The sequence below is a fragment of the Nonomuraea sp. NPDC049714 genome (assembly GCF_044465295.1).
Taxonomy (GTDB): Bacteria; Actinomycetota; Actinomycetes; order Streptosporangiales; family Streptosporangiaceae; genus Nonomuraea.
Genome location: NZ_JBITLM010000017.1, coordinates 1 through 14887, shown reverse-complemented (window position 1 = coordinate 14887; position 14887 = coordinate 1). Strand labels below are relative to the sequence as shown.

The following is a 14887-nucleotide window of genomic DNA, read 5'->3' as shown; positions in this document are numbered from 1 at the left end:
TCATCGGGGATGATGGAGGCCTGACAAGGGGGTTGGACTACATGCAGATCGGCATGGTCGGACTGGGCAAGATGGGTGGCAACATGGCCGAGCGGCTGCGCCGCGGCGGTCATGACGTGGTCGGATACGACCACAATGCCGAGGTCAGCGACGTGACCAGCTTGCAGGAGCTGGTCGAGCGGCTTCAGGCGCCACGCGCCATCTGGGTGATGGTGCCCGCGGGCAAACCCACCCAGCAGACGATCGACCGGCTGGGTGAGCTGCTGTCCGAGGGCGACCTGGTCGTCGACGGCGGAAACTCCCACTACGCCGACGACCAGAAGCACGCCGCCGAGCTCGCCGAAAAGGGCGTCAGGTTCGTCGACTGCGGGGTCAGCGGCGGCGTCTGGGGCCTCAAGAACGGCTACGCGCTCATGTGCGGCGGCGAGAACGCCGACGTCCAGCACCTCATGCCGATCTTCGACACGCTCAAGCCCGAGGGCGAGGACGGTTTCGTCCACGCGGGAGACGTCGGGGCCGGGCACTTCGCCAAGATGGTCCACAACGGCATCGAGTACGCCATGATGCAGGCCTTCGCCGAGGGGTGGGAGCTGCTGGAGGCCGCGGACGTCGTCAAGGACGTCAGGGGCTCGTTCAGCAGCTGGCGCACCGGCACCGTGATCCGCTCGTGGCTGCTCGACCTGCTGGTGCGGGCGCTGGACGACGACGAGAAGCTGGAGCAGCTGCGGGGTTACGCACAGGACTCCGGCGAGGGCCGGTGGACGGTTCAGGCGGCTGTGGACCACGCGGTCCCGCTGCCGGCGATCACCGCCGCCCTCTACGCGAGGTTCGCCTCGCGGCAGGACGACTCCCCGGCGATGAAGGTGGTCGCGGCGCTGCGCAACCAGTTCGGCGGCCACGCGACCACCGCCGCCGAAGGTTCTGTGGACAAGGGCGCCGACGCGCCGGGGGCGGACGTCCGTCCACCGCGCGAAGCGGAGTGACCTCGGTTTTCCACAGGGTGTGCGCCGGTTGCCCCAGTGACGCTCGTGGCGCACTAACCTTCGTGGGGTGCACGTCGCCCACCTCTCGCTGACCGATTTCCGGTCCTACGCATCCGTGGAGCTCGGCCTGGAGCCGGGCGTCACGGCTTTCGTGGGGCCCAACGGCCAGGGCAAGACCAACCTGGTCGAGGCCCTCGGCTACGTGGCGACGCACTCCAGCCACCGGGTGGCCAGTGACGCGCCGCTGGTGCGTCAGGGCGCGGCCCGGGCGATCGTGCGCTGCGCCGTCCAGCGGGACGACCGGCGGGCGCTGGTGGAGCTGGAGATCAATCCCGGCCGGGCCAACCGCGCGCGGCTCAACCGCTCCCCGGTGTCCCGGCCGCGCGACGTCATCGGCCTGCTGCGCACGGTGCTGTTCGCGCCGGAGGACCTGTCGCTGATCAAGGGCGACCCGTCGGAGCGGCGTCGCTTCCTCGACGAGCTGCTGGTGTCCAGGACACCCCGGTTCGCGGGCGTGCGTGCCGACTACGACCGGGTGCTGAAGCAGCGAGGCGCGCTGCTGCGTACGGCCTCCCAGGCCCGCAGAGGCACCAGGAGCGGCCGGCGGGCCGAGGGGGACACCGGGTTCGCGGCGGCGGGCGCCGGAGACGTCCTGAGCACTCTGGAGGTCTGGGATGCCCACCTCGCCAGGCACGGCGCGGAGTTGCTGCGCGCCAGGCTGGAGCTCATCGACGAGCTGCGCCCGTTGGTCGCCGGCGCCTATGCCTCGCTCGCCCCGACGAGCGCCCCCGCGACCCTGGCCTACCGCAGCACGTTGTCCACAGGCGAGGACGCCGCTGAGGACGAATCCCCCGGTGAGCGGGGATCTTCCGATGCACAGACGTTATCCACAGACTTGGGGAAAACCCTTGAAGAGCGGCTGCGCGAGCGGCTATTGGAGGTCCGTTCGGCCGAGATCGAAAGAGGCGTGACGCTCGTCGGCCCGCACCGCGACGACCTGGTTCTCGGCCTCGGCGAGCTGCCCGCCCGCGGTTACGCCAGCCATGGCGAGTCCTGGTCGTTCGCGCTCGCGCTGCGACTGGCCGCCTACGACCTGCTGCGCGCCGACGGCGGCGATCCCGTGCTGATCCTCGACGACGTCTTCGCCGAGCTCGACACGCAGCGCCGCCGCCGGCTGGCGGAGATCGTCGCCCCCGCCGAGCAGGTGCTCATCACCGCGGCTGTGGACGACGACGTGCCGGCCGAGCTGGCCGGTGCCCGATTCGACGTAGCGGAGGGGAGTGTGACGCGTGTCCGTTGACGACGACCCCACGGCCCGGGGCGCCGCCATGGCCAGGGAGAAGCTGGCCCAGGCCAAGGCCGACGCCGCCAAGCGGGGGCAGCTCCCCCGGCGCGAGCCCCGCCGCAAGGCCGCCGGTCCGCGCCGGGACACGGGCGACCCGCAGCTCTTCGGCCGGGCGATCAGGGAGTTGCTGGCCGCCCGCGGCTGGGAGCGGTCGGCGGCCGTCGGCGCGGTGTTCGGCCGCTGGATCGACATCGTCGGCCCTGACCTGGCCGCGCACACCAAGCCGGAGTCGTTCGAGGACGGCGAGGTGCTCGTCGTGGCCGACTCGACGGCGTGGGCGACCCAGGTGCGGCTGCTCGCGCGCACCCTCGTACGCAGGCTCAACGAGGAGCTCGGCGACAACACCGTGACGAAGGTCAAGGTCAGAGGCCCGCAGAACGCCCCTCGACCGGCCGGTGGTTTACGGGTGACCGGAAGCCGTGGCCCCGGCGACACCTACGGTTAGGCGCCCCGGGCGATCAGAGAGCCACAGACGCGTTGACCCCCAACCCCAGAGGGGGGATGCTTGCCAGGGGGCAAAACGAGCTAGAGAGCATCACAGGCGCGTTCATTGCTACCTTCGGGCTCCAGAGCCGGTAGAATGAAAGCGGATTCCGGACACGTCCGCTTGCGTGTCACCCCGGCACCAAGCCGACTCCCCTGGGTGACCGCGCATCGGGGGCATTCACGACGGTGACGGGCACGGCAGGGGCAGCTTTGAAAGCAATCGCCTCCCCCGCCGCGTGTCCGCGGCAGGAGGATTTCGCAGTTGTCCTACGACGCTAGCTCAATCACCGTACTCGAGGGGCTTGAAGCCGTTCGCAAGCGCCCGGGTATGTACATCGGGTCGACCGGTGAGCGCGGCCTCCACCATCTCGTCTACGAAATCGTGGACAACGCGGTGGACGAGGCGCTCGCAGGCCACGCCGACCGCATCGACGTCACGCTGATGGCTGACAACGGTGTGCGCGTGATCGACAACGGCCGAGGCATCCCGACGGGCATCCACCCGGTCGAGAAGCGCTCGGCCGTCGAGGTCGTGCTCACCACCCTGCACGCCGGCGGAAAGTTCGACAGCCAGTCCTACGCGGTCTCCGGCGGCCTGCACGGCGTCGGCTCGGCCGTCGTCAACGCGCTGTCCACCGCCATGGACGTCGAGGTCAAGCAGAGAGGCCACTACTGGCGCGTCTACTTCGACCACTCCAGGCCGACGGCCCCCCTGGCCAAGGGCGAGGAGACCGACGAGACCGGCACGACCATCACCTTCTGGCCGGACCCGGACATCTTCGAGACCACCACCTGGAACTACGAGACGCTCTCGCGGCGCTTCCAGGAGATGGCCTTCCTCAACAAGGGTCTGACGATCACGATCACCGATGAGCGTCCCGACCACATCAACGGTGAGCCGCATCGGTCCGAATACTGCTACCAGGGCGGCCTGGCCGACTTCGTCAAGCACCTCAACGGCAAGAAGGAGCCGGCGCACGCGTCGATCATCGCCTTCGAGGAGGAGGGCGAAGGCGCCGCGGTCGAGATCGCGATGCAGTGGAACAACTCCTACTCGGAGTCCGTCTACACCTTCGCCAACACCATCAACACGGCCGAGGGCGGCACTCACGAGGAGGGCTTCCGCGCCGCGCTGACGAGCATCGTCAACCGCTACGCGCGCGAGCAGAAGTTCCTCAAGGAGGGCAAGGACGACAACCTCTCCGGTGAGGACGTCCGCGAGGGCCTGACCGCGATCATCTCGATCAAGTTGTCGGACCCCCAGTTCGAGGGCCAGACCAAGACCAAGCTGGGCAACACCGAGGCCAAGTCGTTCGTGCAGAAGGCCTGCAACGACCATCTGCGCGACTGGTTCGAGCGCAACCCCGGCGAGGCCAAGGACATCATCAACAAGTCGCTGCAGGCCTCCCGCGCCCGCATGGCGGCTCGCCAGGCCCGCGACCTGACCCGGCGCAAGTCGCTGCTGGAGTCGGGCAGCGGCCTGCCCGGCAAGCTGGCCGACTGCCAGTGGAACGACCCGGAGAAGTGCGAGCTGTTCATCGTCGAGGGTGACTCGGCCGGCGGCTCCGCCAAGGGCGGCCGCGACTCCCGCTTCCAGGCGATCCTCCCCATCCGCGGCAAGATCCTCAACGTGGAGAAGGCGCGGATCGACAAGGTCCTGAAGAACAACGAGGTTCAGGCCCTGATCACCGCGCTGGGCACCGGCGTGCACGACGAGTTCGACATCGCCAAGCTGCGCTACCACAAGGTCATCCTGATGGCGGACGCCGACGTCGACGGCCAGCACATCAACACGCTGCTGCTGACGCTGCTGTTCAGGTTCATGCGGCCGCTGATCGAGGCCGGGCACGTCTACCTGTCCTGCCCGCCCCTCTACAAGATCAAATGGGACCGTAAGGGCGACGACGCCTCCTACGCCTACTCCGATTCCGAGCGTGACGCGGTCATCCAGGCCGGCATCGACGCGGGCAAGCCCGACCCCCGGGCTCGCGACAACATCCAGCGCTTCAAGGGTCTGGGCGAGATGAACGCCGCCCAGCTCTGGGAGACCACCATGAACCCCGAGACGCGGCTGCTGCGCCTGGTCACGCTCGACGACGCCGCGCAGGCCGACGACCTGTTCAGCGTGCTCATGGGCGAAGACGTGGAAGCCCGGCGCGACTTCATCATCCGCAACGCACGCGACGTCCGCTTCCTCGACGTCTAGCGGCCTAGCCGTCGGCACGGATTCCGCAACCTGCGGGGACCACTCGACACGGCTCCCTGTACCACGAAGAAGGACCACAACCAGTGACGGAAGTGAACACCACTCCCCCGGCTGATCGCATCGAGCCTGTGGACATCCAGTCCGAGATGCAGCGCAGCTACATGGACTACGCGATGTCCGTCATCGTGTCCAGAGCGCTGCCCGACGTCCGCGACGGACTCAAGCCGGTGCATCGCCGGGTGCTGTACGCGATGTACGACGGTGGCTACCGTCCCGACCGCGGCTACTTCAAGTGCGCGCGCGTCGTCGGTGACGTGATGGGCTCCTATCACCCGCACGGCGACACCTCCATCTACGACGCGCTCGTACGGCTGGCGCAGCACTGGTCGCTGCGTTATCCGCTGGTCGACGGGCAGGGTAACTTCGGCTCGCCGGGCAACGACCCGGCGGCGGCGATGCGCTACACCGAGTGCAAGCTCGCGCCCATCGCCATGGAGATGCTGCGCGACATCGACAAGGACACCGTCAACTTCCGGCCCAACTACGACGGCAAGTCGCAGGAGCCGGACGTGCTGCCGGCGCGCTTCCCGCAGCTGCTCGTCAACGGGTCCGGCGGCATCGCGGTCGGCATGGCCACCAACATCCCGCCGCACAACCTGCGCGAAGTGGCCGGCGCGGTCAAGTGGTGCCTGGAGAACCCGGAGGCCGAGGACGAGGAGCTGCTCGAAGCGTCGATGCGGCTCGTCAGAGGGCCGGACTTCCCCACCAAGGCGCTGATCGTCGGACGCCGTGGGATCGAGGACGCCTACCGCACCGGTCGCGGCTCGATCACCATGCGCGCCGTGGTCGAGGTCGAGGAGGACGGCAAGGGCCGGCAGGCACTGGTCGTCACCGAGCTGCCCTACCAGGTCAACCCGGACAACCTCGCCCTCAAGATCGCCGAGCTGGTCCGCGAGGGCAAGCTCTCGGGGATCGCCGACGTACGCGACGAGAGCTCCTCCCGGGTCGGCCAGCGGCTGGTGATCGTGCTCAAGCGCGACGCGGTCGCCAAGGTCGTCCTCAACAACCTGTACAAGCACACCCAGCTCCAGGACACCTTCGGCGCCAACATGCTGGCGCTGGTCGACGGTGTGCCGCGTACGCTCAGGCTCGACCAGTTCATCCGGTACTACGTGGCCCACCAGATCGAGGTCATCGTCCGCCGGACGCGCTACCTCCTGCGCAAGGCCGAGGAGCGCGCGCACATCCTGCGTGCGCTGCTCAAGGCCCTCGACCGGCTCGACGACGTCATCGCGCTGATCCGCTCCTCGGAGTCGGCCTCACACGCCCAGCAGGGCCTGATGTCGATGCTGGACATCGACGAGATCCAGGCGCAGGCCATCCTGGACATGCAGCTGCGCAAGCTCGCCGCCCTGGAGCGCCAGGCGATCCAGGACGAGTACGACCACCTGATGACGCAGATCGCCGAGTACAACGCGATCCTCGCCAGCGAGGCCCGCCAGCGCGAGATCGTCAACGAGGAGCTCGGCGAGATCGTCGCCAAGTTCGGCGACGAGCGGCGCACGGAGATCATCGCGCACGACGGCGACATGTCGATCGAGGACCTCATCGCCGAGGAAGAGGTCGTCGTCACCATCACCCGTGGTGGCTACGCCAAGCGCACCAAGACCGACCTTTACCGGGCGCAGAAGCGCGGCGGCAAGGGTGTGCGGGGGGCGCAGCTGCGTCAGGACGACATCGTCGACCACTTCTTCGTCACCACGACCCACCACTGGCTGCTGTTCTTCACCAACAAGGGCCGCGTCTACCGGGTCAAGGCGTACGAACTGCCGGACGCCGGGCGTGACGCGCGCGGCATGCACCTGGCCAACCTGCTCGCCATGCAGCCGGACGAGACGGTCATGGAAGTCCTCGCCATGCGCGACTACAACGTCGCCCCCTACCTCGTGCTGGCCACCCGCAGCGGCCTGGTCAAGAAGACCCGCCTGTCGGAGTACGACTCCCCCAGGACCGGCGGCCTCATCGCGATCAACCTGCGCGACGACGACGAGGTCATCGGGGCCCGGCTGGTCTCCGAAGAGGACGACCTGCTGCTCGTGTCCCGGAACGCGCAATCCATCCGCTTCACCGCCACCGACGACGCGCTGCGCCCCATGGGCCGGGCGACCAGCGGTGTCATCGGCATGAGATTCCTTGACGGTGACGAACTTCTCGCCATGAATCGCATCGGTGATGGCCATCATGTGCTTATCGCCACCCGAGCCGGGTACGCAAAACGGACCCCCGTGGAGCAATATCCGGTGCAAGGACGTGGCGGCAGAGGCGTGCTGACTGCAAAGATCGTGAGTGCCCGTGGCAAGCTGATCGGAGCCGTCATGGTCAACCCGGAGGATGAGGTCTTCGCGATCACATCCGCAGGCGGGGTGATCCGGACGAGTGCGGGTGAGATCAAGCAGTCCGGCCGCCAGACCATGGGAGTGCGATTGATGAACCTCGCCGAAGGCGACAGCGTGGTGGCCCTCGCCCGGAACGCCGAGTCCTTGGAGACTTCGGTGGAGAGTGAGGAAGACGGGGGAGGAGAGTAGGTCATGAGCACCCAAGGTGGTGGCCCCCGGACCAAACCGGTCCGGGAGAACGGCCAGCAGCAACAGCAGCCGCAGCGGCCCTCAGGCAACGAGGGCCCCAAGCCAGTCGATGAGGAGGGAGCCGCCGGGCCTCAGCCGGCGGTGCAGCCTGACGGGGCACCGCCCGCGCGCCCGCAGCAGCCGCCCAAGCCTGGTCAGTCTGGGCCTGGGCCTGGGCCTGGCCAGCAAGGTCAGCCTGGCCAGCCTGGGCAGGCGGAGCCGGAGGGTGGCGAGACCGTACGCATGCGTGCCTCGTCGCTCACCACCGAGGCTCCCCCGCCCCCCATCGAGCTGCGCAAGAAGAAGTCGTCGAACTCCGCGGGAGCCCGCCTCCCGCGCAAGGCCCACCTGGTCCTGCGCCGCGTCGAGCCGTGGTCGGCCATGAAGTTCAGCTTCGTGGTGTCGCTGGTCTGCTTCGTCGTGCTGTTCGTGGCGGTCGCCGTCCTGTACGGCGTGCTGTCGGCCTTGGGCGTGTTCGACTCCCTCGTGGAGCTGGTCAACCAGCTCGGCCAGGGCGAGCAGGGACAGAGCTCAATCCCCATCGACATCGCGTCATGGTTCGAGCCGGTCCGCATTCTCGGCTACACGGCCCTCATCGGCGCCGTGAACGTCGTGCTGATCACCGCCCTGGCGACGCTCGGGGCGGTCATCTACAACGTCGCCTCCGACCTCGTGGGCGGCGTCGAAGTGACCTTCAGCGAGGCGGAGTAGTACGCGGGTCGCGCCGCACCCTGGGGTTGTCCACGGGTGCGGCGCGAGTAGCTCACCGGAGGCGGTAAGCTTTTCCCGTCCGAACAACCGGTTCGCCTCCGCTCTGCGGATGCGATACCGTTTCGGTGTGTGCGGGGCTATAGCTCAGACGGTTAGAGCGCTTCCCTGATAAGGAAGAGGTCCCAGGTTCAAGTCCTGGTAGCCCCACAGAGTTCTTCTCATTTCATAGGCCGTTTCCCGGGGTCGGGAGACGGCTTTTTTGATCGTTGGCCATCAATCTGCCATCAAGATCGTTCGCCACCAGGTGACAGAGATCAGGCCACACCGACAGCAGCTGGATCTCCGAGCGAGGTCGAGTGCCGGCGAGTTGAACGCTCCTCGACCGTGGCGCGACGTTGCGCCGCCGACCTGATCGAATCCGTGAGGCCGCTGCCCCACGGGTGGCAGCCGTTTCCCGCCGCCGAGCAGCGTCTGAACCCGGCCCAACGTCCGGCGCTGGTCGTCGCCGTAGCCGTGCGCCAGCGGCCCTCGGCCCAACTCGCCCTTCAGCTGAGCCCACTGCGCCCACTGCGGCTTCTCCCGCGACATCGGATCCTTCGACGCGGTTCATGTCCTGTGCCCTGGGGCGCTTTCAGCGGTTGCGGATGCGGCATGCGACCCGTGTCGCCGGAAGCCGTCATCTGCCGAGGTCGGCCGTTTCGTCCGCGTGCAGGGTGCCGTAGACGTGCCGGAGCAGGGCGACGAGGCGTTCGACGTCGTGCTCGTCCAGGTCCACGAGTAGTCGCGCCTCCGCGTCGCGCAGCCTTTCCCGCACCCTTGTGTACAGGCGGCGCCCCTTGTCGGTGATGGAGGTGTCGATGACCCGGGCGTTCTCCTTGCGCGCCTGCCGTGCCACGAGTTCCGCCTCGGCCAGTTGTGTGAGGGCGGCGCCCATCGACTGGGCGGTGACGTGGCTCTTCCTGGCCAGGTCTGCCGCCGACATGTCACCCTCGCGGGCGAGATGGCTCAGCGCGCCGAGCTGCGCACGGGTGAGGCCCATCGGCCGCAGGACGCGGTCGAGGTCATGACCGATGAGGTAGCTCAGCTGGTAGATCAGATAGTAGGGCCGGGTGAGCGGGTCGACCTCGTCCACATCTGCAGCGGCCATTTGACAACTCCGTGTTGAACATCGTGAGGACAATGATATAAGGTGCCTTATATAAGGCGTCTTATACGAGTGCCTTCGTGATCGAGAACATGCTCACCAGCGTTAGGCAGGAGCGCAGGCCACCATCATCCCCTGTACTCCTTCCGACCCGGAACTTCGCCCCTCCAGCGCGCGCCTGACCGGCTGTGCGGGTGAGGGGCACCGTAAAGGATCGTGGCACGGCCGCGCGATCGCGGAGCTCAGGGGTCTCGGTGGCTGCGGCCATGCGTCCGGCGCCGGAACCGCGAAAATTATTCGTATCAGGGCAACTCGACTCGAATGCCCTGATCGCTCCCATATTCCTGACCGGTCACCGCTCGATACGAGTCACTTCTTCGGTCCTTTCTTTTCCTTCCGGCAGAACCAGGACGGAAGGTCCCTGTAGCCGGTTGCCCGCCCCCAGCGAAGCAGGTCTCAAGCGCGGCAACCTCCGTCGTACCTGGTGCGTGCTCTGCGGCACGCTCCATCACTGGCGTGCGAAAGGACAGGTCATGCGCCCACGCCTCATGGATGATGTTCGATATGTCGAATGCCAGGAGGGTGTTTACCTACAAAGCGGACTGGGCTCCTGCATTATCAAGGGTCGGCATGTTTTCCGATGGGTCAATGGTCTCGCGCCGCGTCTGTCCGGCGACCGGGAGCTGGAGGAGATCACCCAGGGTCTGCCCGACGCGCACAGGGAGATGGTGGAAGGGCTTGTCCGGACGCTGGCCGATCACCGCTTCGTCGTCGACGCGCGCGACGACCGAGCACACAGCCTTTCCGAGCGGGAGTTGACGGAGTACGCATCCGAGATTTCGTTCATCCGCTATGGGTACGACTCGCCGGAGTGGCGCTTCCAGCAGGTGCGGGACGCGCGCATCCTGCTCTACGGCCAAGGCCCGGTCCTCGCCGCGGTCGCCCAGGACGGGCTGCGGTCGGGTTGGCGGCGACTGCGCATCCTCCCCCGCGCGGGCGAAACCATCCTCCGAGCGGCGGCCGAACGTGCCCGGCGGGACGAGGGACAGCAGATCATCGTCGAGACGGCGGGACCGGATCCGGCCGGTGACCCGCTGCTGCGGGACGGCATCGCCGACGCCGATCTCGTCGTGCACGTCGCGTCCGGAGACGACACGGAGGCGCTGCTCGCGACCGCCCGGAGGTGCGCCGACGCCGGCGTCGCGCTGACGCAGGTGCTGGTACGCGATGCGGACGTGTGGGCGACACCGGTCTACGAGCGGGACCACCGGCTTGTGGAGTCGGGGTGGCGATGGCTGGTCGCCGGTCAAGCCGAACGGCGAGAGACCGGCGTCTCATGGCTGACCGGACCGGTGCCTTCGCTGATCGCCGCCACCGTCGTCCTCGCCTGCTTCCGCCACCTGGCGAGGATGCGCCCCGAGCGGACGGGCACGCGCTCCGGATCCCGGATCGACGGGACGATGACGCGCACCGACCTGGAAAGCCTCACCACGACCGCGCACCGGTTCCATCCTCACCCCGCCGGCGGCGCGGCGGTGGGCATGGCGGTGGGCATGGCGGTGGGCGCGGCGGCGACGCAGGACACGATCGCCTCCCTGCGGGCAGCGGAGCGTGTCTCGCAGGGGGACCTGCTCGCCCGCGCCCGCGGGTTCGTGGACCCCTACCTCGGACCACTGCGTTCGCTTGACGAGGAGGACCTGCCGCAGGTGCCGCTCGCCCTGTGCCGGGCCACGGTGATCGATCCGTACGGCCGTCGCCCGCCTTCGGCGGTGGAGCCGGTCGTCGCATGGGGATCCGACCGCGAGACCGCACGCGTTCGGGCGGTGCTGGCAGCCCTCGCCGCCTACGGGTCCCTGGTGGCCGAGCACGAGGCGCAGCAGGCCGGTGACCGGGCCACCGCCTGGGGGATGGACCTGCTGACCGGGGCCGTGCGCCGGGTGCGGATTCCCGGCGGTGACCCGGCCACGAAACGGCGGGCGTACGCGGCACCTCTCGGCGCCGCGGCCGGGCTGTGCTGGGACGAGGCCGTGGGGGCCGGCCTCCTGGCGCACTTCGAAGCACTGCCGGTCCTGGGGGAAGAGGCCGGCGCGCCCAGCGTCGATCCGGTACGGGAGTCCGGAGACGGCGAGGGTGTCCTCGATACGGTACGGCTGCTTGAGCGTACCGGTGAGGTGTTCGAGTTCCGGGATCACAGCGCCGCGGTGGGGCTGCCCGCCTACACGGTGACCGCCGCGGGCGGGGCGGTGACGAGATCGGTGGCCTCGGCTCCCGATCAGGCCCTGCGGCACGCGGCGGAGCATGCCCTGCTGAGCTGGCAGGCCCGGGTCGAAGGGCGGCCCGAGGTCGTCCCTTCGTCGCGGCGATGGGCTGCGGGCGGGCCGCCGGACCCGGCCTTCCTCGCCTTGAGGCTGCTGCGCGTCACCGGCCGCACCCCTGTGGTCGTACCGCTCGTCCGGGACGACCACAGGGGTGCGGCCGGCTCGTTACTGCCCTTCGTGGTCCAGGTGGTGCTGTGTGATGACTGAGGTGCGGGCGGACCCGTTCAGACCGCGGGCGCAGGTCGAGCAGGACGTCGCTGTCATCGGCACTGGGCAGATCGCCCGGGCCGTCGCCGCCCGTGGCGAGGGCCGGATCACCTACCTCGCCGTCGATGCGGTGCACGACCTGTCGACCGGCGTCGCGGACGAGAGCGGATACTCGGCGCTCGTCGTCGTCTCGCGTGGCTCGGTGCACGCGGGCGAGCGGGCGGTCCAGGAGTACGCGTCGGTTCGGAGGATGCCCTGGCTGCCCGTCCATGTCGACGCTGGGTGGATCACCGTCGGCCCGCTGGTGCGTCCGCCGAGACCGGGGTGCCCGCTGTGCGTACGGCGTAGGCAGAGCCGCAACCGGATCGACACGGCGGCCCGGCGCCTGCTGCGCGACCGGTCGCAGACGGCGTCGCAGGAGACCGGTGACTCGATGGTCCCGCCGATGCTGGCCACGGCCGTGGCCCGGTTGGTGCGGGACGAGGTGGAGACTGCGTCCGCCGGCGCGTGCGCGGCCCGAACCGACGGCGCCATCCTGCGCCTGTCCTTGCTGGACGCGTCGGTGCGCCGACATCGGTTCCTCCCCGACCCGTGGTGCCCACGCTGCTCCGACCTGCCGTCGGATACCGGGCTGGGGGCCGCGCTACCCCGCCGACCGCTGGTCAAGGCGGCCCCCGGCGAGTTTCGACTGCACAATCTGCACAGCTGGGTCGCGGACCGCTACGTGGACGCGGAGACCGGTCTGATCGCCTCCGTGGAGGCCGGGTCGCTCGCCGGGACGCCCAGCGCCGTGGCCCGCCTGGTGCCGGCCCGGATCCACAGCGACTCCCAGCACGGTTTCGGCCGGGCCGTGGACTACCGCTCCGCCAGGCTCACCGCACTGGCGGAGGCGCTGGAACGCAGTGCGGGCGAGCGGCCGGGGGGCCGCAGGAGCGCCGTGCGAGGGTCGTACGAGGAACTCGGCGACGACGCGATCGACCCCCGCACTCTCGGCACGCCCCCGGAGGAGCTGTATCGGCTGCCGGATTACCCGTTCGTGCCGTTCGCGCCCGATCAGCGGACGAGCTGGGTGTGGGGATACTCGTTCAAGCGGTCCGCTCCCGTGCTGGTTCCGGAGTCCATCGCCTACTACGGCAGGCGTCCGGAGACCGGGCCGCACTGGGTGTTCGAGACGTCCAACGGGTGCGCCGCCGGTTCCTGCCTGGAAGAGGCGATCCTGTACGGCCTGCTGGAGATCGCCGAGCGGGACGCGTTCCTCATGACCTGGTACGGCCGCCTCGCCGTGCCGCGCGTCGACCTGGATTCGGCGGCGGACCGGCGGATCCCGCTGACCGTGGAGTTGCTCACGCGGCGCTTCGGGTGCGAGGTCATGGCCTTCTCCACGATGCTGGAGCAGCGGGTGCCGGCGTTTTTGACCTTCGCGGTGAACCGTACGGGGGAGGCCCGGCCGGCGATGGCGTTCGCGGCCGCGGCCCACCTCGATCCCGAGCGGGCCGTGCGGTCGGCCCTGTGGGAGCTCGCCGCGCTGCTGGAGGGGCTGACCGCCGGGCTCGATCTCGGCGCCGTCGAGCCGATGCTGGCCGATCCCCTGCTGGTTCGCGACATGGAAGACCACGCGGCTCTCTACACGCATCCGGCGACGCTCCCGCGGGCGGACTTCCTGGACGGCGACAGGCCGGGGCTGCCGCTGTGCGCGGTCTCCGCCAGGGCGGGGTGGCCGCGCCACGCGGACCTCTCGGACGACCTGCACGAGCTCGTCGGACGGTGGCTGGCAGAGGGCATGGACGTCATCGCCGTCGACACCACCTCCACCGAGCAGGCGGCCGGCGGATTCGCGTCCGCCAAGGTCATCGTCCCCGGCACGCTGCCGATGACCTTCGGCCACCGGTTCCGCAGGACGGAGGGCCTGCCGCGGCTGCTGACCGTGCCCCGGCTGCTCGGCCACCGGGACCGCGACCTGCGCCCCGAGGAGATCAACCCGCATCCCCACCCGTTTCCGTAGCGCTGCCACCTCGGTCTGGAGGGAGAAAATGATCGTCAAGACCGTGTGGGCCGCCGATCCGCCGAAGCCGCCGCCCCCGGGGGAGGCGACCCGCCGCTTCCTCGCGGTGGCGGTGGACGGGCCGTCGGCCGCCCCCGCCGCGAGCGCCGCGAAGGCGACCGGCGCGTTCAAGCGGTACGCGGACACCGAGCGACTGAACTTGCCCGATGACCGGCAGGAGGCGCCGTTCGCCGCCGGTCCGGAGCTCATCGGCCACCTGCTGCGGCACCTTCTCGGGATCGGCCGGTTCGGCTGGGCCTATGACGTGCCCGTGCTGGGGGAATGGTCCGGAGCCGCCCAGGCCGTGACCGTCCGGGTGCACCGGCCGGTTCCGTCCGGCGGCGCGCTGTATCCGATCGAGGCGTATCTCGCCGGTGGATCCGGCGGGTCTCCAGCGGGGCTGTACCACTACGATCGCGCGCATCACGCGCTGCAGCGCGTACGAGAGGGCGATCACCGTACGGCGCTGCTGGAAACGCTCACCGCTCCCCCTGCCACGCCGCCCGACCTGATGATCGTCCTGACGTCGGTGTTCTGGCGGACGGGCATCGCTTATGGCGATTTCGCCTACAAGATCCAGTGCCAGGAGACGGGCGCGCTCGTGGCGCAGTCGCTGGCCCTGACCGAGGATCTCGACCTTTCCGTCCGGCTTCACCTGGACTTCGACGGTGCCTTGATCGACCGCCTGCTGGACCTGCCGAAGGGGGCCGAAGGCGCGCTCGCCGTACTAGTGGCCCGTCACGCAACCTTGGCCGGGTAACTGGTCCAGCTGCGGATAGGTGAACTGGCCGCGAAGTTTGTCTTGGGTTGTGCGCGAGCGTT

10 protein-coding genes and 1 tRNA gene are annotated in these 14887 nt (G+C 69.1%); 10 read left to right on the top strand and 1 reads right to left on the bottom strand.

Annotated features, from left to right (window positions below):
• Positions 1-32: 32 nt before the first annotated feature.
• The 7 genes from gnd to ACIBQX_RS44020 all read left to right on the top strand — a co-directional run bounded on the left by gnd (position 33) and on the right by ACIBQX_RS44020 (position 8562).
• Positions 33-983 (top strand): phosphogluconate dehydrogenase (NAD(+)-dependent, decarboxylating), encoded by a 951-nt coding sequence (gene gnd / locus ACIBQX_RS44050; protein WP_397015556.1) that lies wholly within the window; start codon positions 33-35, stop codon positions 981-983.
• Positions 984-1050: 67 nt separating this feature from the next.
• Positions 1051-2283, top strand: coding sequence for a DNA replication/repair protein RecF (gene recF, locus ACIBQX_RS44045; RefSeq protein ID WP_397015554.1), 1233 nt, complete (start codon positions 1051-1053; stop codon positions 2281-2283).
• Positions 2273-2773 carry a DUF721 domain-containing protein gene (locus tag ACIBQX_RS44040; protein WP_397015552.1) on the top strand — a complete coding sequence of 167 codons (501 nt, stop codon included), beginning with the start codon at positions 2273-2275 and terminating at the stop codon, positions 2771-2773. The genes recF and ACIBQX_RS44040 overlap by 11 nt, the downstream gene beginning before the upstream one ends.
• A 303-nt stretch (positions 2774-3076) precedes the next feature.
• Positions 3077-5020, top strand: coding sequence for a DNA topoisomerase (ATP-hydrolyzing) subunit B (gyrB, locus tag ACIBQX_RS44035; RefSeq protein WP_397015550.1), 1944 nt, complete (start codon positions 3077-3079; stop codon positions 5018-5020).
• An 83-nt stretch (positions 5021-5103) separates the two neighbouring features.
• Positions 5104-7605, top strand: coding sequence for a DNA gyrase subunit A (gene gyrA, locus ACIBQX_RS44030; RefSeq protein WP_397015548.1), 2502 nt, complete (start codon positions 5104-5106; stop codon positions 7603-7605).
• Positions 7606-7746: 141 nt separating this feature from the next.
• Entirely contained in the window at positions 7747-8355 is a 609-nt protein-coding gene (locus ACIBQX_RS44025) for a DUF3566 domain-containing protein (RefSeq protein ID WP_397015965.1), read from the top strand.
• 133 nt (positions 8356-8488) lie between these two features.
• Positions 8489-8562: transfer RNA gene (locus ACIBQX_RS44020), tRNA-Ile, on the top strand.
• 469 nt (positions 8563-9031) lie between these two features.
• Here ACIBQX_RS44020 and ACIBQX_RS44015 read toward each other — a convergent pair.
• Positions 9032-9502: a MarR family winged helix-turn-helix transcriptional regulator gene (locus tag ACIBQX_RS44015; RefSeq protein ID WP_397015546.1), complete on the bottom strand. Its 471-nt coding sequence runs from the start codon at positions 9500-9502 to the stop codon at positions 9032-9034.
• Between the two features lie 722 nt (positions 9503-10224).
• On the opposite strand from ACIBQX_RS44015, the gene ACIBQX_RS44010 reads away from it, so the two are divergent.
• From ACIBQX_RS44010 to ACIBQX_RS44000, 3 genes are read left to right on the top strand one after another with little or no spacing between them, the layout of a single operon-like run.
• Positions 10225-12024, top strand: coding sequence for a hypothetical protein (locus ACIBQX_RS44010; protein WP_397015544.1), 1800 nt, complete (start codon positions 10225-10227; stop codon positions 12022-12024).
• Positions 12017-14026 carry a TOMM precursor leader peptide-binding protein gene (locus ACIBQX_RS44005; protein WP_397015542.1) on the top strand — a complete coding sequence of 670 codons (2010 nt, stop codon included), beginning with the start codon at positions 12017-12019 and terminating at the stop codon, positions 14024-14026. Before ACIBQX_RS44010 ends, ACIBQX_RS44005 begins: the two co-directional genes overlap by 8 nt.
• Positions 14027-14054: 28 nt before the next feature.
• Positions 14055-14825 carry a SagB/ThcOx family dehydrogenase gene (locus ACIBQX_RS44000; RefSeq protein ID WP_397015540.1) on the top strand — a complete coding sequence of 257 codons (771 nt, stop codon included), beginning with the start codon at positions 14055-14057 and terminating at the stop codon, positions 14823-14825.
• The last annotated feature ends 62 nt before the right edge of the window (positions 14826-14887 follow it).

Excerpts from the sequence above, each read along its gene's own strand:
- ACIBQX_RS44015 (WP_397015546.1), bottom strand. The coding sequence starts at position 9,502 with ATGGCCGCTGCAGATGTGGACGAGGTCGACCCGCTCACCCGGCCCTAC.
- ACIBQX_RS44010 (WP_397015544.1), top strand. The coding sequence starts at position 10,225 with ATGGTGGAAGGGCTTGTCCGGACGCTGGCCGATCACCGCTTCGTCGTC.
- ACIBQX_RS44005 (WP_397015542.1), top strand. The coding sequence starts at position 12,017 with ATGACTGAGGTGCGGGCGGACCCGTTCAGACCGCGGGCGCAGGTCGAG.
- ACIBQX_RS44000 (WP_397015540.1), top strand. The coding sequence starts at position 14,055 with ATGATCGTCAAGACCGTGTGGGCCGCCGATCCGCCGAAGCCGCCGCCC.